Here is an 18739-nt window from a genome sequence, read left to right as displayed (position 1 = left end):
CGAGGCATCAGGCCGCCTTGTACTGGTTGCGCGCCTCCGGCGTGCGGTACAGCACGAGCGTCGCGATCAGCCCGCAAATCGCGGCGACGCTCAACCACAGGCCCGGCGCGGCCTTGTTGCCGGTCTCGTGGATCAGCAGCGTCGAGATCGCCGGCGTGAAGCCGCCGATCGTCGTCGCGAGGCTGTATGCGAGCGAGAAGCCGGCGGTACGCACGTCGGCCGGCATCACTTCGGTGAGCGCGACGACCATCGCGCCGTTGTACGAGCCGTACAGGAACGACAGCCACAGCTCGACCGCGAGCAGCCGCAGGAACGACGGTTCCCCCACGAGCCACTGCACGGCCGGATAGGCCGACAGCAGCGTGAGCAGCGTGAACGCGATCAGCACCGGGCGGCGGCCGACGCGGTCCGACAGCGCGCCCGACAACGGCAGCCATACGAGATTGGACAGGCCGACGCACACGGTGACGACGAGCGCATCGAGCGACGACAGGTGCAGCACTTCCTTGCCGAAGGTCGGCGTGTACGCGGTGATCATGTAGAACGACACCGTCGTCATGATCACCATCCCCATCCCGGCGATCACGACGCCCCAGTTCTCGAGCATCGAGCGCATGATCTCCCCCATCGTCGGACGATGATGCTTGGCGAGGAATTCGTCGGTTTCCTTCAGCGAGCGCCGGATCAGGAACAGGAACGGCACGATCAGGCAGCCGATCAGAAACGGAATACGCCAGCCCCATGCCGTCATCTGGTCGGCGGGCAGCATACGGTTCAGCAGCACGCCGACGAACGCGGCGAACACGACCGCCACCTGCTGGCTACCCGATTGCCACGACGTATAGAAGCCCTTGTGCCCCTTCGTCGCGATCTCCGACAGATAGACCGACACGCCGCCGAGCTCGACGCCCGCCGAAAAGCCCTGCAGCAACCGGCCGAGCAGCACGAGCGCCGGCGCGAGCACGCCGATCGTCGCGTAGCCGGGGACCGCGGCCACCGTCAGCGTGCCGAGCGCCATCAGCCCCAGCGTCAGGATCAGCCCCTTGCGGCGGCCGTGATGGTCGATATATGCGCCGAGCACGATCGCGCCGACGGGCCGCATCAGAAAGCCCGCGCCGAACACCGACAGCGACAGCATCAGCGATGCGAACGCGTTGCCGCTCGGGAAGTACGTTTTGGCGATGGCCGACGCGTAATAGCCGTAGACCATGAAGTCGTACATTTCGAGGAAGTTGCCGCTGACGACGCGGAATACGGTGCGGACCTTCGATTCCGTCGCGACGGCAGGCGTGGTGGTGGACATGTTTTTCTCTCGACTCGAATGGGGCGGCGTTCGCGCCGTGGCGATGCAGCGATGTGGCAAGGCCGCGATGGGTGACGCACCGGCCCGGCGCGCACGGACCTCGCCGGCGTGGTCTGAAAATAATGCCATGCGAAGCCGACAATTGCCTTGTGCCCGCGGTGCCGGCCGTGCGGCATGCGTCGCTGCGTACGGGTCGTACCAGACGGGGCGGTCGGCACGCCAAAATCAGATCGGTCTGATCGACCGATCGCGATCGGCTCACCACAATGTCAGGATTTGCGCGGCGATCCGCGCCCGGTCCGGCGCGGTGGTCGCTTCGCAATGCGTATCCGTCCATGATCCAGCCGCCCGCCGTTCCCGTCGAAGGCAAACTCGCCCTCCCCCGCGTCGCGCCGCTCGGCGGCGTGCCGTCGTTCGGCCGCGAATGGACGTTCCGTCCCGCGTCCGGCGCCGGACGCCGCACGCGCTGCGTCGCCACGCTGACGACCTCATGCGTCGACATCGACGCGCCGCATCGCGCGTGCCGCTGGCTACCGCTGACCGTTGAGCCGCCGTCTGTCGCTCCCACCGCCGATCGGTCCATCGTTCGTACTGCCGGACGCCCGCGCGATCGGCGGGCGTTACACGCCGCGTGCTGGAGCATCGGCGCGCTCGGCATCATCGGCGCGTTGATCGCCACGCATGAACCGTTCCCGCGTTTCGCGCCGGAGCCCGCACGTGAGCACGCCGCCGTCATGCAGCCCCACGCCGCGCCAGCGGCGGCTGCCGTGCGCGTCGCGACGACCGAGCCGATCGCGCCGAATGCCTCGGTCGTCGTCCCGGCTCATCCGCGCGCCGCAGCGCAGCCCGTGCCGACATCATCGGAAGCAGCGCGCCGCGGCCACCGCGCCCGCACCATCGCCGCTCGCGTCGGTCGCGGCAGCGGACACGCCGCCGCATCGATCGAACATCGTGCGCACGCTATCTGCGCCACGCTACGCGTCGGCCACTACGCGACCTGCGGCCGCATGGCCGATCACAGGCCGCACGTCGCAGACGGCATCGCTCGACCACCCGCACCGCTTGCCCCATCCCGACGCATCGCACGATGCAGCCGACGATCTGCTCACGCTGATCGCGCTGGCCGATGCGTTGCAGGCGGAACTCCCCGCGCGTCGGGCCACGATGCCCGCCACCGGTTTCGACTGGACCGCCCGGTTGTCGCACCGCCGCCTGACCGACGCACCCGACCGGTACACCCGCTGACTGACCCGCAAACAAAAAACCCGGCGAAGCATGCTTCGCCGGGTTTCGTTGATACGTCGATCCACGGACCGCCACGTCGTCACTTGTGCGCGGGCAACCCCATCTCAGCCTGCCGCTCGAGTTGCCGTACCTGCTCCTGCAGATCGCGCAACTGCAACTGCGCCGCGCGCTTCTCCACCTGCAGCGCCTGCGCCTGTTCGCGTGCCGAGCGTTGCCGCTGCGCGACCTCTGCCTGCTGGCTGCGCGCGATGCTCAGATCGGCCTGCAGTTGCTGCGCGCGATTCGCCTGCAGCGCGATCACGCGCTCGAGGAACGCCTTCTGCGCCTGCAGTTCGGTGCGGCGCAGTTCAACGTCCGCGAGCTGCGCCGTCTGCTGGACGAAGTTCTCGTACACCATCTGCGCGCGGCTCTTGTCCTGCGACTTGATCACGCGCCACAGCTGCTTGTCCTGAAACAGCGCGACGTAGTAGGTCATCTCGCGCGGATCGAACATCAGGCTCGCGCCATAGCTGCCGTTGTAGGTCGTGCGCATCTCGACCATTCGCCCGTCGTGCAGCAATTGCGTGAGTTCGGCGACGTTGCCTTGCGCGGTCGCATCGGCCGCCGCCGTGGGCGACGTGGCCGGTCCGGCGGAGGCCGCGTCGCCGCTCAGGCTCGTCACCGCCGGGCGCGTGCCGGCGACGGGCGCGCCCGCATCGTCGGACCACGCCGCACCGGCGTACGCGCAAGCGGCGATTGCAACGACCCACGTGGCGCAACGCGCAGGGGAAAAATCTCGAGAGGCCAACGTCAGACTCCGGCGAACGAATCGGGACTCGCGATTATCGTGCAAAACCGGACGGCCGCATCTCGAATTGATCGTCCCGCGGCCGGCTTGCTGCCGGCCATCCCGACGCGGGCTTACAGGCGGGTATCGCGTGCGGCGCGCAGAAACGCGTCGAGCAGCGGCGTACAGTCGAGCAGCTCGGCGCCGCCCGCGCGATGAAACTCCGGGTGCCACTGCACGCCGACGACGAACGGCGCACGCCGATAGCGGATGCCCTCGATGATGCCGTCGCCGGCCGACACGGCCTCGATGCTCAGGTCGCGGCCGAGATCGCGGATCGCCTGATGGTGGATCGAATTGACGATCGCCTCGCTGCGCCCGGGAAACATGCTCGCGAGCGTCGACGAATCGGGAAAGCGGATCGCGTGCCGATGCTGGTCGTAATGCTCGCTCACGTGCGCGTTCGCGGTCGGCACGTCGCTGGCGATGTCCTGATACAGCGACCCGCCGAACGCCACGTTGATCAGCTGGCAGCCGCGGCATACGCCGAGCACCGGCTTGCCGGACTCGACGAACTCGTGGAACAGCTCGAGCTCGTACATGTCGCGCACGCGGTCGCCCGGCCATTCGGGGCGCGCATCGGACGCCGCGTAGGTTTGCGGCGACACGTCGGCGCCGCCTTGCAGCAGCAGGCCGTCGAGATGCTTCGCATAGTCGCGCAGGCGGATGTTGCTCGGGTGCAGCATGCCCTGATGACCGACGGTCGGAATCATGAACACCAGCACGTCGCGCGACATCACCCAATGCGCGATCGATTCCTCGAGATACTGCAGTGTCTTGCCGCGCAATCCCTTGGCGCCCGGCTCGGGATGGAAGATCCGCGCCGACACGCCGATGCGCAGCGTGCGCTGCGTGATGCGCTGGCCGGCGCGGTCGAACAGCCGCCGCGCGCGCGCCGCGATGATCCGGCCGACCACCGACCACGGCGTGTCGCTTTGTTTCAGGTAGGCGGGCGGCGCGTTCTGCGCGCTCGCGGGCGGCGGCCGCGGCGTGTCGAAATCCGGCTGCGCGCCGAAACCGGGCGGCGCCGCGCCGGGCTTCGGCGGCGCCGCTTCGCCAGCGGCGCCCGGCGTGCCGGCGGCACCCGGCTCAGACGCAGCCGTCACGGGCGAGGCGCCGTCGTCGGCAACGTCGTGGGCGGCAGCGGCCTGGGCAGCGGGAGCGGCGGGAACATCGGCTGCTCGCGGCGGCTCGGAACGGCGGGAATCGGGGGAAGCGGAAAAGGTGCCGGGCAGACCGGCCGGGGAAGGCGTGGTTTCGCTCATGACGATGGTCTGGTACGTCGCTCGCGCGTATTGGATTGACGAGGATTCATTATGCGTCAGCGTACGATCGCGCGGTAAACCAGCAACATCCTGTCGATACTGTTGCAAGTCGTCGCATTCCGCGCAGAACCCGCGAAGCGCCCGCCTTCGCCACCGTCCCGGCACGGTGGACAGCAGTGATATATCACAATACTATCCACCGATCGTCCTCGCCGTCGGCGGCCCACGCGATGACCGCGTCCGCCCCGCCGATCAACGCTGCCCTCGCATGAACACCGTACCCGACGCCGGCCGCGGCAGATCCGCGCCACCGGCCGCCAGCCTCGCCGAGCGCGCATATGCGCTGATCCAGCGGGACATCGTCACGATGCGCCTGCCGCCCGGTGCCGCGCTGAACGAAGCCGAACTCGTCGCCCGCACCGGCATCGGCCGCACGCCCGTCCATCAGGCCGTGCACCGGCTGGTGCTCGAGGGGCTGCTGTCGGTAAGGCCGCGCAAGGGGCTGCTGGTGCAGCCGCTGTCGCTCGACGAAATCGTCGCGGTGGTCGACGTGCGGCGCATCAACGAAGCGCATTGCGTCGAACTCGCCGCCCGCCATGCGACGCCCGACGATCTCGCCTGCCTCGCCGCGCTGCTCGCCGACGGACAGGCGTGCGTCGACACGCACGATGTCGAACGGATGATGGAGCTCGACCGCGCGTTCCATCAGACGATCGCCGCCGCCGCGCGCAACAGCGTGCTCGCGGAAATCCTGCGCGCGCTGCACGAGCGCTCGCTGCGCTTCTGGTTCGTCACGCTGTCGCAGCCGCAGCATCTGTCGGCCGTCCAGCGCGAACACCGCGAACTGTTCGAGCGCCTGTCCGCGCGCGATGCCGCGGGCGCGCGTGCGGCCGTCGAGCACCACATCGATTCGTTTCGCGCCACGCTTGTCCAACATCTTCGTCCCTGAGCCGCCCATGACCACCTTCACGCCGTTTCCCCCGCTCGCCCAGCTTGCCGACGATCTCGCCGCCGGCAGGACCACCAGCCGCGCGCTCGTCGACATCGCGCTCGAGCGGATCGCCGACCCGTCGGGCCAGGGCGCCGTCGTGTTCACCGAAGTCGATGCCGACCACGCGCGCACGGCCGCCGACGCGCACGACCGGCTGCGCGCCGCGGGCACCGTGCTGTCGCCGCTCGCCGGCATCCCGGTGTCGGTGAAGGATCTGTTCGACGTCGCGGGCCAGGTGACCCGCGCCGGCTCGCGCGTGCTCGACGGCGCGCCGCCCGCGCAGGCCGATGCGGCCGCCGTCGCGCGGCTCAGGCGGGCCGGCGCGGTGCTGGTGGGCCGCACCAACATGAGCGAATTCGCGTTTTCCGGCCTCGGCCTGAACCCGCATTTCGGCACGCCGCGCTCGCCGTACCGCCGCGACGTCCCGGGCGACGCGCGGATCGCCGGCGGCTCGTCGTCCGGCGCGGCGGCCTCCGTGGCCGACGGGATGGCGGCCGTCGCGCTCGGCACCGACACCGGCGGGTCGATCCGCATCCCGGCCGCGCTGTGCGGGCTCACGGGCTTCAAGCCGACCGCGAGCCGGATCCCGACCGGCGGCGCCGTACCGCTGTCGACCACGCTCGACTCGTTCGGCCCGATCGGGCTCACGGTGGCCTGCTGCGCGCTCGTCGACCGGGTGCTGGCCGGCCTCGAGCCGCATGTGCCGGCCGCGCGTCCGCTCGAAGGCGTGCGGCTCGGCGTGCTGACGAACTATGTGACCGACGGCGTCGACGCCGACGTCGCCGCGGCGCTCGACGCGTCGCTCAAGCATCTCGAAGCGGCCGGCGCGATCGTCTCGGACGTGCGCTTTCCGGCGCTGGACACGCTGCCCGACGTCAACCGGTTCGGCTTCTCGCCGATCGAGGCATACGCCTGGCACCGCCCGCTGCTCGCGCAGCACCGCGACCGGTACGACCCGCGCGTGCTCGCGCGCATTCTGAAGGGCGAGCCGGCGAGCGCGGCCGACTATCTCGACCTGCTCGCCGCGCGCGCCGCGATGCTCGACGAAGCGGCGCGCACCGTGTGGTCGCGCTTCGACGCGCTCGTCGCGCCGACGGTGCCGATCGTGCCGCCGCGCATCGCCGACCTCGAGGCCGACGACGCCGCGTTCGCGCACACCAACGCACTGGTCCTGCGCAACCCCGCCGCGTTCAACTTCCTCGATGCATGCGCGCTGTCGCTGCCGTGCCAGCCGCGCGGCGCGGCGCCGGTCGGGCTGATGCTCGCGGCCGCGCCGCACCGCGACGATGCGCTGCTCGCGATCGGCCAGGCCGTCGAGGCCGTGCTGAACACGATCCGGTGAGCGCGCAACGGTCGTGACGGCGCACGCCGTGCCGGACCCAACGTCGGCGACGAGCCGCCGCGAACGATCTGTCAGTTTCGTGCCAGATCGTTCGCGCTAAAATCGCGCGATTGTTTATCGGACCGACCAACGACAGGAATCCCGCCGACATGAACGATTACACGCTCGCACTCCGCCGTGAACGCCGCCTGCTGATGCTGCTCGGCTGGGTGTGCATCGCGCTGCTGGCCGGCGCGCTCTATCTGCAGTACGTGAAGAACGAAGACCCGTGCCCGCTCTGCATCATCCAGCGCTACTTCTTCGCGGCGATCGGGATCTTCGCATTCCTTGCCGCAGGGATGCGCCACTGGCGCGGCATCTGGGTGCTCGAGCTGCTGATCGCGATCGCCGCGGCCGGCGGCGTCGGCACCGCGGCCCGGCATCTGTCGATCCAGCTGAATCCGGGCTTCAGCTGCGGCTTCGACACGCTGCAGCCGATCGTCGACAGCCTGCCGCCCGCGCAATGGTTCCCCGGCATGTTCAAGGTCGCGGGCCTGTGCGAGACGGTCTACCCGCCGATCTTCGGCATCCTGCTGCCGGGCTGGGCGCTGATCGCGTTCGCGGTGATGCTGATTGCCGCCGTGTCGAGCCTCTGGCGCCATCGCCGCAAACTCGCACGCTGAAGCGACGCGGCCGAGCCGCACCGGCCGCGTCCATCGGGCGCGAGACAGCCGGCGCGGCGCCGCTCCACCTGCGCGCTCGAACCCTCAACGCCTCCCGCGCCGATTCCCCAGCTCGCTCGCGCAACCCCTCTGCACGCGCGTTTCCGCCCGCGCCGCGCACCTCGGCGCCCTGCCCGTGCGCAGCCGGCCTATGATCGACATGATCGCCGTCTGATAGCCCGGATCACCGCGCCGCCATGTTGCCGGCGCGTCGCGGTGTTATCTTCCCGACTGGATGGCGATCTACGTGCGCGAGGCCAAGCGGTCACACCCCTGCGTAACGCGCGCCCGATCCGCAATGTCGACTGGATTCATCATGACAACGCACACCATCCGCATCCGTCACCCTCATCGCGCCCGCACCTCGTGCGGCGTCGTTTCCACGCGCATTCGATGCTGCGCCGTCGACCGGCACCGGCCGTGCGACAGGCGCGCCCCGCTCTCGTCCGCACCGCTTGCCGCGCCGGTCGACACGCGCCGCGCGTCACGCCGTGTCGTCCCGAACGGAGCGTGCTGATGGAAGCCTGGCTCGGCGATCTGCAGCAACTGCTCGCGCACGGCGAAGCAGTCGTGCTCGTGACGGTCGCGCACACCGACGGCTCCGCGCCGCGCGAAGCCGGCACCAAGATGCTCGTCACGCGCGACGGCGCGCGCCACACGATCGGCGGCGGACACCTCGAATGGAAAGCGATCGAACTCGCAAGGCAGTTGCTGAAGGACGGCGCGCACACCGCGCATGCGCGCCGGCTCGAGCGGCTCGCGCTCGGCCCGAGCCTCGGGCAGTGCTGCGGCGGTGCGGTCGTGCTCGCGTTCGAGCGGCTCGACGTCGGCGATCTCGGCTGGATCATGTCGCTCGCGAAGCGCGTCGCGGCCGGCGCGGCGACCGTGCGTAGCGTATCATTCGGCCCCTCGCCAGGTGCGCCGCTGCTGAGCGAGCCCGAGGCGCCCGGCGCCCGCGCCGATTGCCTGCTGTGGGAAACCGGCGGCGTGTCGCTGATGACCGAAACGATCGCGCCGCATGCGTTCCCCGTCGTGCTGTTCGGCGCCGGCCCGATCGGCGCCGCGCTCGTCAAGGTGCTCGCGACGCTGCCGTGTCAGGTGCGCTGGATCGACGGGCCCGATGCGGCATTTCCGCCGGCCGCGACACTGGCCGGCATCGGCAATCTCGCGATCGACGCGCTGGCCAGCCCGGCCGACGCCGTCGACGCCGCGCCGCCGCACGCGTACTTCATCGTCACGACGCACGACCACGCGCTCGATTTCGTGCTGGCCGAGCGCATCCTGCGACGCGCCGACTATGCGTACTTCGGGATGACCGGCTCGCGCACCAAGCGCGCGCAGTTCGATCATCGACTCGCGGCGATCGGCATCGATCCGGCCCAGCTCGCCCGGATGCACTGCCCGATCGGCGTCGAAGGCATCGTCGACAAGGCGCCCGAAGTGATCGCGATCGCGGTGGCCGCGCAGTTGCTGCAGGCCGTCGACGCGAACGCGAACGCGGCCGCGCACGCTTCCCCAACATTCTGACCGACCAAGAACGACGCCATGACCCCGACATTCAAGGACAAGATCGCACGCGCTCCGAAAGCGGAGCTGCACATCCATATCGAAGGCTCGCTCGAGCCCGAGCTGATCTTCGCGCTCGCGCAGCGCAACGGCGTGAAGCTCGCGTACGAGTCGATCGACGCGCTGCGGGCCGCATACGCGTTCACCGACCTTCAGTCGTTCCTCGACATCTACTATGCGGGCGCGAGCGTGCTGCTCACCGAGCAGGACTTCTACGACATGACGGCCGCGTACTGCGAACGCGCGCTCGCCGACCACGTCGTGCACACCGAGCTGTTCTTCGATCCGCAGACGCATACCGAACGCGGCGTGCCGATCGAGACGGTCGTCGCCGGCATCGACCGCGCGCTCGCCGACGCCGAGCAGCGCGGGCTGTCGAGCAAGCTGATCCTGTGCTTCCTGCGCCATCTGTCCGAGGACGATGCGCTCGCGACGTTCGAAGCGGCGCTGCCGCTGTTCGAGCGCTATCGGCACCGGTTGATCGGCGTCGGCCTCGACTCGTCCGAACTCGGCCATCCGCCGACGAAGTTCGCGCGCGTGTTCGACAAGGCGCGCGCGCTCGGCCTCAAGCTCGTCGCGCATGCGGGCGAGGAAGGCCCGCCCGCTTACATCTACGAAGCGCTCGACGTGCTCAAGGTCGACCGCATCGACCACGGCGTGCGCAGCATCGAAGATGCGGCGCTCGTCGAACGGCTCGCGCGCACGCGCGTCGCGCTGACCGTGTGCCCGCTGTCGAACCTGAAGCTGTGCGTGTTCGACGACATGGCCAAGCACACGCTGAAGGCGCTGCTCGACCGCGGCGTCGCGGTGACCATCAATTCCGACGATCCGGCCTACTTCGGCGGTTACGTCAACGACAACTACTTCGCGACGGTCGACGGCCTGCAATTGACGGACGGCGAGGTCTACGCGGTGATCCGCAACGGCTTCGAAGCGTCGTTCGTCGATGCCGCACAGCGCGACGCGCTGATCGCGCGGCTCGACGCGTACTGGCACGCCGGATGACGGCCCGCATCGAGGTTCGCTAGACAGATGAAACGCCGCAACGACATCCGCTTCGCGATGCACGGCTCGGCGCTCAGTCGGGCGGACGCGTCGCACGGAGCGCACGCGACGCGCCCGGCGAGCATGAGCCCGGACCTCGCCGCATGCGTCGGCCGGACGGAAACGGCCGTGCGCACCGATGCGCACCGAAGGTCGCCGGCGCGGTGCGTCGTGCGGCCCGCTGCGGCGGCGCGAGCAACAGCGGGCACGCCGCCGGCTGCGGGCAGCCCGGCGCTATCGGCCGCGCCCTTCCCGCGCGTACGCGTCATCGCGGCCCGCGTGCATGCTCGTCGTCGCGACACGCATGCGCATGCAGGCGCGGCCGACCGATGCCGTCGGCCGCACCGACCGTTTTCTTCTGTTCGCCTTACCTTGATGCAGGACCATTCGTGATGACGCAAACCGCTTTCCGTTCCCAGCTGCTGACCTTCAACGGCGATCCGGCGCAGTCGAGCCAGGCCGCCCGTTACGAGACCGACGGCCTACTGATCGTCGACGACGGCAAGGTCGTCGCGCACGGCGCGCATGCGCAGCTCGCGCCGACGCTCGCGCGCGACGCGATCGTCCATGACCTGCGCGACAAGCTGATCGTGCCCGGCTTCATCGACACGCACATCCACTACCCGCAGACGGACATGATCGCGTCGCCGGCGCCCGGCCTGCTGCCGTGGCTCGACACGTACACGTTCCCGACCGAGCGCCGCTTCGCCGATCCGGACCATGCGCGCGAGGTCGCCGAGTTCTTCCTCGACGAGCTGCTCGCATGCGGCACGACGAGCGCGCTCGTCTACTGCACGGTGCACAAGCAGTCGGCCGACGCGCTGTTCGCGGCGAGCGACGCGCGCGACTTGCGGATGATCGCCGGCAAGGTGCTGATGGATCGCAACTGCCCAGAGTTCCTGCGCGACACCGCGCAGTCGGGCTACGACGACAGCGCCGAGCTGATCGGCCGCTGGCACGGCAACGGGCGGCAAATGTATGCGCTCACGCCGCGCTTCGCGCCGACCTCGACCGAAGCGCAGCTCGAAGCCTGCGGCGAGCTCGCGCGCCGCCATCCGGACGTGTTCGTGCAAAGCCACGTCGCCGAGAACGTCGATGAAGTGAAATGGGCGGCCGAGCTGTTCCCCGGCCATCGCAGCTATCTGGACATCTACGACCATTACGGCTTGCTGCGCCCGCGCGCCGTGTACGGCCACTGCATCCACCTCGACGACGAGGACCGCCGGCGGATGGCCGACACGCGCACCGTGGTCGCGCACTGCCCGACGTCGAACTTCTTCCTCGGCAGCGGGCTGTTCGATTTCGACAAGGCAGGCGAATTCGACGTGCCCGTCACGCTCGCCACCGACGTCGGCGGCGGCACGTCGTTCTCGATGCTGCAGACGATGAACGAGGCGCACAAGGTCGCGCGTCTGTCCGGCCATCACTTGACCGCGACGCGCATGTTCTGGCTCGCGACGGCCGGCGCCGCGCAGGCGCTCGATCTGGCCGACACGGTCGGCACGCTCGCGCCGCGCAGCGAAGCCGATTTCATCATGCTCGACCCACAGGCCACGCCGCTGCTCGCGCGCCGCACGCAGCGCGCCGAGTCGCTCGAGGAGCTGCTGTTCGCGTTCGCGCTGCTCGGCGACGATCGCGCGGTGTACCGCACCTACGCGGCCGGCCGGCTCGTGCACGAGCGCGGCGCCGCACGCCGGGCCGCCGCCTGACACATAGGCTGCCGGCACCGGCGCGGCCCACGCGGCAGCCGGCGCCGGCGCAGCCGCAGGCGCGCCGCACGCGCGCGTTGCCGTGCTAGAATTCGCCGCTCATTGGGGAGTAGCCGCTCCGCTCGATGTCCCGCGCCACCGGCGCGCATCGTGACGGAGGCGTCCGTCAACAGACTTGGCCGTTCGGCCATGGCGGACGCAGCCACCGTGGCCTGGCGAGACCGATGGTTCACTGCGCGCCGCATCAGGGCCCGGCGCGCGGCGAATCGTCGCTCGCACGCACAACCTCGGCCCGTGGAACCCCATACGTGTCTCAAGCCTTCCTGATCTCCACCGGCGCCGTCGCTCTCGCTGAAATCGGCGACAAGACCCAACTGCTGTCGCTCGTCCTGGCCGCGCGCTATCGCAAGCCCGTGCCGATCATTCTCGGCGTGCTAGCCGCGACGCTCGTGAACCACGGCCTCGCCGGCGCGCTCGGCGAATGGCTCGGCGCGCTCGTCACGCCGTCGATCATGCGCTGGGCGCTCGCGTTCTCGTTCATCGCGATGGGCTTGTGGATTCTCGTACCGGACAAGCTCGACGAGGACGAAGCGAGCGCAACGCGCTCGCGGCTCGGCGTGTTCGGCGCGACGCTCGTTGCATTCTTTCTCGCGGAGATGGGCGACAAGACGCAGATCGCGACCGTCGCACTCGCCGCGCGCTTCCACGATTACCTCGGCGTGGTGGCCGGCACGACGTTCGGGATGATGCTCGCCAACGTGCCGGCGATCCTGCTGGGCGACCGCTTCGCGCACCGGCTGCCGACCAAGCTGGTACACGGCATCGCGGCCGTGCTGTTCGTCGTGCTCGGCGCGCTGGCGTTGCTGGGCGTCGGCTCCTGAAGCAAGCGGGCCGCGGCGCGGCGCCTCGGCCGCGCTCGTGTGGGCCGTGCGGCGCGCGCGTTACTTCGCGACCGCCGCAGCCGAGGCCGGCACCGCCGGCACCGCGCGCTCGTTGGCAGCCGGCGCGGCCGGCCCGCCATGCTTGTCGACCGGCAGCCGCACCGTGCGGATCGCGCCGTTCGACAGCGGGAAATCGGCGAGCGCGCTGCGCGCGAGGAACGGCATCGCGTACAGCAGCGCACCGTTGTCGCCGGTGGTGCGTGCGGTCACGTTATAGACTTCCTTGCCGGTCGCACGCTCGGTGATGCGGATGCCGAGCGTGTAGTCGTAGACCTGATAGGTCTGCGCGACGTAGCCGGCCGGCATCGGTCCCCACGGGCCCCATGGCCCCCAGGGCCCGCCGCGCCAGTACGGCCCGGGGCCGATGAACCACGGATCGTAATAGACGGGCTGCGGCACCGTCACCAGATCGCTGCCGACGCCATAGCTGAGCCCCACCAGGTAGCGCGCCTGCGCGGCCGGCACCTGCCGGAACGCATAGGCGGACAGTTCGTTCGCGACGATCGGCTCGTACGTCGACTGCTCGATGCTCTGCTTCTGCGCGTCGGTGCGCGTGAACGCATAGGTGCGTGTCGCGTCGCTGCCGCTCCAGTCGGAGAAGGCCGTGACCTGCGTCGTCACGTAGCTGGTGCAGCCGGTCAGCAGCGCCACGGCCAGCGCAGCCGCCCAGCCCGCACCGCGTCGTATCCATTCGCGTTTCATGTCGATCCTCGTCGATCCGTCACCCGCACGTCGCACCGCGCGAAGCGCACGGGATGCCGATGATACGCGGACTCCCCGAGCCGGCAAAAAGTTCGCGCGGCACGCGGGCGCAAGCCTTTGTACAATGACCCGACTCGCCCGGCCCGCGCCGCGGGCCCGATCCCCATTCCACCCACCTCGACGACCATGTCCGACAACGCTTCCTCCACCGTGATCCGCCGCGCCGACTACACGCCGCCGGCCTTCCTCATCGACTCCGTCGCACTCGAATTCGATCTCGCACCGGCTCGCACGGTCGTCAGGAATACGATGCGCGTGCGCCGCAACCCGGACGCCGCGCCCGCACCGCATCTCGAGCTGATGGGCGAAGCGCTCGACTTCCTCGGCGCACGGCTCGACGGCGCGCCGTACGGCGCGGTGCGCGCGCACGAACACGGGCTGACGGTCGAAAACGTGCCCGACGCGTTCGAGCTCACGCTCGACAGCGCATGTGCGCCGGACCAGAACACCACGCTGTCGGGCCTGTACGTCTCGAGCGGCAACTTCTTCACGCAGTGCGAAGCCGAAGGCTTTCGCCGCATCACCTACTTCGTCGACCGGCCGGACGTGATGGCGTCGTACGTCGTCACGCTGCGCGCCGACAAGGCCGCGTACCCGGTGCTGCTGTCGAACGGCAACCTCGTCGACTCGGGCGAGCTGCCGGACGGCCGCCACTTCGCGAAATGGGAAGACCCGTTCCGCAAGCCGAGCTATCTGTTCGCGCTCGTCGCGGGCAAGCTCGTCGCGATCGAGGAGAAGATCACGACCGGCTCGGGCAAGGAAAAACTGCTGCAGGTGTGGGTCGAACCGGCCGATCTCGACAAGACGCGCCATGCGATGGATTCGCTGATCCATTCGATCCGCTGGGACGAGCGGCGCTTCGGCCTCGAGCTCGATCTGGACCGCTTCATGATCGTCGCGGTCGGCGACTTCAACATGGGCGCGATGGAGAACAAGGGGCTCAACATCTTCAACACGAAGTACGTGCTGGCGAACCCCGAGACCGCGACCGACACCGACTTCGCGAACATCGAATCGGTGGTCGGCCACGAGTACTTCCACAACTGGACCGGCAATCGCGTGACCTGCCGCGACTGGTTCCAGCTGAGCCTGAAGGAAGGCCTGACCGTGTTCCGCGACCAGGAATTCTCGGCCGACATGGCCGCGGGCGACGACGTCGCGTCGGCGGCCCGCGCGGTCAAGCGCATCGAGGACGTGCGCGTGCTGCGCCAGCTGCAGTTCGCCGAGGACGCCGGCCCGATGGCGCATCCGGTACGCCCGGAAAGCTATGTCGAGATCAACAACTTCTACACGATGACCGTCTACGAGAAAGGCTCGGAAGTCGTGCGGATGTACCAGACGCTGTTCGGCCGCGACGGCTTCCGCAAGGGGATGGACCTGTACTTCAAGCGCCACGACGGTCACGCGGTCACCTGCGACGACTTCCGGCATGCGATGGCCGACGCGAACGGGCGCGACCTCGCGCAATTCGAGCGCTGGTACAGCCAGGCCGGCACGCCGCGCGTGTCGGTCCGCACCGCCTACGACGCGGCCGCGCGACGCTATACGATCACGCTCGCGCAGGGCTACGGCGACGCGTCGCCGGCCGCGCGCGCGACCCAGCAAGGGCCGCTGCTGATTCCGTTCGCGCTCGGCCTGATCGGCCGCGACGGCCGCGATCTGCCGTTGCGCCTCGACGGCGAAGCCGCGGCGTCGGGCACGACGCGCGTGCTCGAATTCACGGCCGCCGAGCAGACCTTCACGTTCGTCGACGTGGCGGAAGAGCCGCTGCCGTCGCTTCTGCGCAACTTCTCGGCGCCGGTGATCGTCGAGTACGACTACAGCGACGACGATCTCGCGTTCCTGCTCGCGCACGACAGCGACCCGTTCAACCGCTGGGAAGCCGGCCAGCGTCTCGCGACGCGCGCGCTGCTCACGCTCGCCGCGCGCGCCGCAGCGAACGAGCCGCTCGCGCTCGGCGAGAACTTCATCGCCGCGTTCCGCCGCGTGCTGACCGACGACAGCCTGTCGCCCGCGTTCCGCGAGCTCGCGCTGACGCTGCCGTCGGAAACCTATCTGGCCGACCAGATGGCCGAAGCCGACCCGGCCGCCGTGCACCGCGCGCGCCAGTTCGTGCGCCGCCAGCTCGCGACCGCGCTGCGCGCCGAGTGGCTGGCCGCATACGAGCAGCATCAGACGCCCGGCGCGTACGAACCGACGCCCGACGCGGCCGGCCGCCGCGCGCTGAAGAACCTCGCGCTCGCGTATCTCGCCGAACTCGAGGATCCGGCCGAAGCCGTGCGCATCGCCACCGCGCAGTACGACGCGGCGAACAACATGACCGATCGCGCCGCCGCGCTCGGCGCGCTGCTGGCGGGCGCTGCGGCCGGTGCGACGGACGCGGCCGAGCGCGCGCTCGGCGACTTCTACCGCCGCTTCGAGAACGAGGCGCTCGTGATCGACAAGTGGTTCGCGATGCAGGCCGCGCAGCGCGGCACGCCGGCGCGGCCGACGCTCGCGCAGGTCCGCAACCTGATGGCGCATCCCGCGTTCAATCTGAAGAATCCGAACCGCGCACGCTCGCTGATCTTCAGCTTCTGCGCGGCGAACCCGGCGCAGTTCCACGCGGCGGACGGCTCGGGTTATGCGTTCTGGGCCGAGCAGGTGCTCGCGCTCGACGCGATCAATCCGCAGGTCGCCGCGCGCCTCGCCCGCTCGCTCGAACTGTGGCGCCGCTTCACGCCGACGCTGCGCAACCGCATGCGCGAAGCGTTGGAGCAGGTCGCGGCCGGCGCGAAATCGCGCGACGTGCGCGAGATCGTCGAGAAGGCGCTCGCATAACGCGCGCGACGCATCGCCTGCCGCTGCGACCAAGCCGGCGCCGCCTCGTTGCGGCGCCGGCTTTTTCATCGGCTCCACACCGGCCAGGCTCGGGCGGGGCCGCCGCACGGGCGCGTCGCGTCCATGTAACCGGACGAAAAAAGGCGGCGGCGCGACGGGCGTGCCGGGTAAAATTGCGGCAATTCAAGGATTCTTTGGCCTTTCGGAGTCTGTCATGTCCATTGCCCGCCGCACCACGCTGTCCAAGTTCCTGATCGAGCAGCAGCGTGAGACCAACAACCTGCCCGCCGACCTGCGGCTGCTGATCGAAGTCGTCGCCCGCGCGTGCAAGGCGATCAGCTACAACGTGTCGAAGGGCGCGCTCGGCGACGCACTCGGCACCGCCGGCAGCGAGAACGTCCAGGGCGAAGTGCAGAAGAAGCTCGACATCCTGTCGAACGAGATCCTGCTCGACGCGAACGAATGGGGCGGCAACCTCGCCGCGATGGCGTCGGAGGAAATGGAAACGTTCTTCCCGATCCCCGCGAACTACCCGCGCGGCGAATACCTGCTCGTGTTCGATCCGCTCGACGGCTCGTCGAACATCGACGTGAACGTGTCGATCGGCACGATCTTCTCGGTGCTGCGCTGCCCGCACGGCAAGCAGGCCACCGAGGAATCGTTCCTGCAACCGGGCACCGAACAGGTCGCGGCCGGCTACGCGGTGTACGGCCCGCAGTCGGTGTTCGTGCTGACGACCGGCAACGGCGTGAACTGCTTCACGCTCGACCGCGAAGTCGGATCGTGGGTGCTCACGCAAAGCAACATGCAGATCCCGGCCGACACGCGCGAGTACGCGATCAACGCATCGAACGCGCGCCACTGGTACGAGCCGGTGCAGCGCTACGTCTCCGAACTGAACGCCGGCAAGGAAGGCCCGCGCGGCGACAACTTCAACATGCGCTGGATCGCGTCGATGGTGGCCGACGTGCACCGCATCCTGAACCGTGGCGGCATCTTCATGTATCCGGCCGACAAGCGCACGCCCGATCGTCCGGGCAAGCTGCGCCTGATGTACGAAGCGAACCCGATGTCGTTCATCGTCGAGCAGGCAGGCGGCGCGGCGACCACGGGCACGCAGCGCATCATGGAAGTGCAGCCGACCGGCCTGCACCAGCGCGTGCCGGTGTTCCTCGGCTCGAAGAACGAAGTCGAGCGCGTGACCGCCTATCACAACGAAGGCAAATAAATTTGCATCGAAGCACTGGACGAAGGCGCGCGACCTCAGTAGAATCGCGCCTTCGCGATGCGGCCCTCACAAGCCGCATCGTAGTGAAGTGAAAGCGGCAAGCCCGCCGGATCGACGGTTTCGCGAAGTAGAAGCAGCAGCAAGCTGAAAAAATTTCGCAAAACCTATTGCCAAGATCTCGGACTTGACCATATAATTTCATTTCTCTGCTGCCGGTGTAGCTCAGTTGGTAGAGCAGCGCATTCGTAATGCGAAGGTCGTAGGTTCGACTCCTATCTCCGGCACCAAGACATAAAGGCCTGACGAGTAATGCTCGTCAGGCCTTTTCTTTTTTCCGACCCACGTTCGTGCAACACCGCGTGCGCCCGTTCTCCCTCTCATTCAGCCTGCGCTACGCAGCCGCGTGATTGCCGCTGCGACACCTTGCCGTGCGCCACGTTGCAGCAGCCGCCGCTCAGCCAGCATCGCTCCCGACACCGCTCTCCTCTCCCACGCACCACGCCCGGTGAGCCGGCGAATCTGCTGGAAAAAGCGTTTAAGCGTGCATAACATTACTTAACGATTCCGACCCGTCTATCGCGTTACATTGCGAAGGCGGCGCGGCGGGTCGCACTGTCGCCTTCAAGCAGCATGCGGCAGAACAGCCGGCGTCCGGTCATTTCGACTCAAACACAAGGAGAGGATCACCATGACTCATGGCTTGATTATGTGGCTCATCATCGGCGCGATCGCCGGCTGGCTCGCCGGCCTGCTGGTCAAGGGCGGCGGGTTCGGGCTGATCGTCGACATCATCGTCGGCATCGTCGGCGCGGTGATCGGCGGCTGGCTTGCCGGGCTGCTCGGCATCAGCATCGGCAGCGGCTTCATCGGCTCGGTGATCGTCGCGGTGATCGGCGCCGTGATCCTGCTGTTCGTGATCCGGCTATTCAGGCGCGCGGCCTGACGATCTTCTCGCGCGCCTTCGGGCGCGTTTTCGTTTCTGGCCCACCGAGACGC

General features: G+C 68.9%; 16 protein-coding genes, 1 tRNA gene and 1 riboswitch. Of the genes, 12 read left to right on the top strand and 5 right to left on the bottom strand.

The features are described 5' to 3' along the window. Nucleotides 1–7: 7 nt before the first annotated feature. Nucleotides 8–1303: an MFS transporter gene (locus EX20_RS16505; RefSeq protein WP_034194132.1), complete on the bottom strand. Its 1296-nt coding sequence runs from the start codon at nucleotides 1301–1303 to the stop codon at nucleotides 8–10. A 620-nt stretch (nucleotides 1304–1923) separates the two neighbouring features. Continuing rightward, nucleotides 1924–2130: a hypothetical protein gene (locus EX20_RS32910; RefSeq protein WP_230945386.1), complete on the bottom strand. Its 207-nt coding sequence runs from the start codon at nucleotides 2128–2130 to the stop codon at nucleotides 1924–1926. Between the two features lie 235 nt (nucleotides 2131–2365). On the opposite strand from EX20_RS32910, the gene EX20_RS32905 reads away from it, so the two are divergent. Next, nucleotides 2366–2548: a hypothetical protein gene (locus tag EX20_RS32905; RefSeq protein WP_231572259.1), complete on the top strand. Its 183-nt coding sequence runs from the start codon at nucleotides 2366–2368 to the stop codon at nucleotides 2546–2548. A 79-nt stretch (nucleotides 2549–2627) separates the two neighbouring features. On the opposite strand, the gene EX20_RS16495 is transcribed toward EX20_RS32905, so the two are convergent. Further along, entirely contained in the window at nucleotides 2628–3335 is a 708-nt protein-coding gene (locus EX20_RS16495; RefSeq protein WP_034194131.1) for a DUF2968 domain-containing protein, read from the bottom strand. A 113-nt stretch (nucleotides 3336–3448) separates the two neighbouring features. Continuing rightward, nucleotides 3449–4639: a gamma-glutamyl-gamma-aminobutyrate hydrolase gene (locus tag EX20_RS16490; RefSeq protein ID WP_011883779.1), complete on the bottom strand. Its 1191-nt coding sequence runs from the start codon at nucleotides 4637–4639 to the stop codon at nucleotides 3449–3451. A 268-nt stretch (nucleotides 4640–4907) separates the two neighbouring features. Between EX20_RS16490 and EX20_RS16485 the strand changes: the two genes are divergently transcribed. From EX20_RS16485 to EX20_RS16455, 7 genes are all read left to right on the top strand, one after another. Continuing rightward, nucleotides 4908–5588 (top strand): GntR family transcriptional regulator, encoded by a 681-nt coding sequence (locus EX20_RS16485; RefSeq protein ID WP_034194130.1) that lies wholly within the window; start codon nucleotides 4908–4910, stop codon nucleotides 5586–5588. Nucleotides 5589–5595: 7 nt separating this feature from the next. Then, complete coding sequence (locus EX20_RS16480) at nucleotides 5596–6972, top strand: amidase (RefSeq protein ID WP_011883775.1); 1377 nt, start codon at nucleotides 5596–5598, stop codon at nucleotides 6970–6972. A 149-nt stretch (nucleotides 6973–7121) separates the two neighbouring features. Beyond that, the gene (locus tag EX20_RS16475; protein ID WP_011883773.1) at nucleotides 7122–7634 is read left to right on the top strand and encodes a disulfide bond formation protein B; all 513 of its coding nucleotides are present in this window, start codon (nucleotides 7122–7124) and stop codon (nucleotides 7632–7634) included. A 555-nt stretch (nucleotides 7635–8189) separates the two neighbouring features. After that, nucleotides 8190–9200, top strand: coding sequence for a xanthine dehydrogenase accessory protein XdhC (gene xdhC, locus EX20_RS16470; protein ID WP_034194129.1), 1011 nt, complete (start codon nucleotides 8190–8192; stop codon nucleotides 9198–9200). A gap of 18 nt (nucleotides 9201–9218) precedes the next feature. Then, nucleotides 9219–10244, top strand: a complete 1026-nt coding sequence (locus EX20_RS16465) for an adenosine deaminase (protein ID WP_034194128.1) — start codon at nucleotides 9219–9221, stop codon at nucleotides 10242–10244. 431 nt (nucleotides 10245–10675) lie between these two features. Then, complete coding sequence (gene guaD / locus EX20_RS16460) at nucleotides 10676–11992, top strand: guanine deaminase (protein ID WP_014722658.1); 1317 nt, start codon at nucleotides 10676–10678, stop codon at nucleotides 11990–11992. Between the two features lie 92 nt (nucleotides 11993–12084). Then, nucleotides 12085–12206, top strand: a riboswitch (yybP-ykoY riboswitch). A 94-nt stretch (nucleotides 12207–12300) separates the two neighbouring features. Then, nucleotides 12301–12873 (top strand): TMEM165/GDT1 family protein, encoded by a 573-nt coding sequence (locus EX20_RS16455; protein WP_011883765.1) that lies wholly within the window; start codon nucleotides 12301–12303, stop codon nucleotides 12871–12873. Nucleotides 12874–12933: 60 nt separating this feature from the next. Here EX20_RS16455 and EX20_RS16450 read toward each other — a convergent pair whose 3' ends face one another. Further along, on the bottom strand, nucleotides 12934–13635 hold the full coding sequence (locus tag EX20_RS16450; RefSeq protein ID WP_011883763.1) for a DUF4136 domain-containing protein: 702 nt from the start codon (nucleotides 13633–13635) through the stop codon (nucleotides 12934–12936). 186 nt (nucleotides 13636–13821) lie between these two features. On the opposite strand from EX20_RS16450, the gene pepN reads away from it, so the two are divergent. The 4 genes from pepN (at nucleotide 13822) to EX20_RS16430 (ending at nucleotide 18686) form a co-directional block, all read left to right on the top strand. After that, a complete protein-coding gene (pepN, locus tag EX20_RS16445; protein WP_034194127.1) occupies nucleotides 13822–16515 on the top strand; it encodes an aminopeptidase N in 2694 nt (897 codons plus the stop codon). A gap of 214 nt (nucleotides 16516–16729) precedes the next feature. Then, nucleotides 16730–17743 (top strand): class 1 fructose-bisphosphatase, encoded by a 1014-nt coding sequence (locus EX20_RS16440; RefSeq protein WP_011883759.1) that lies wholly within the window; start codon nucleotides 16730–16732, stop codon nucleotides 17741–17743. A 211-nt stretch (nucleotides 17744–17954) separates the two neighbouring features. Further along, nucleotides 17955–18030, top strand: a tRNA-Thr gene (locus EX20_RS16435). A 401-nt stretch (nucleotides 18031–18431) separates the two neighbouring features. After that, nucleotides 18432–18686 carry a GlsB/YeaQ/YmgE family stress response membrane protein gene (locus tag EX20_RS16430; protein ID WP_006476609.1) on the top strand — a complete coding sequence of 85 codons (255 nt, stop codon included), beginning with the start codon at nucleotides 18432–18434 and terminating at the stop codon, nucleotides 18684–18686. The last annotated feature ends 53 nt before the right edge of the window (nucleotides 18687–18739 follow it).

Origin of the sequence: Burkholderia sp. WP42, from assembly GCF_000745665.1 — a bacterium.
Lineage (GTDB): Bacteria > Pseudomonadota > Gammaproteobacteria > Burkholderiales > Burkholderiaceae > Burkholderia > Burkholderia vietnamiensis.
This window is presented reverse-complemented; position numbering and strand designations above follow the sequence as displayed.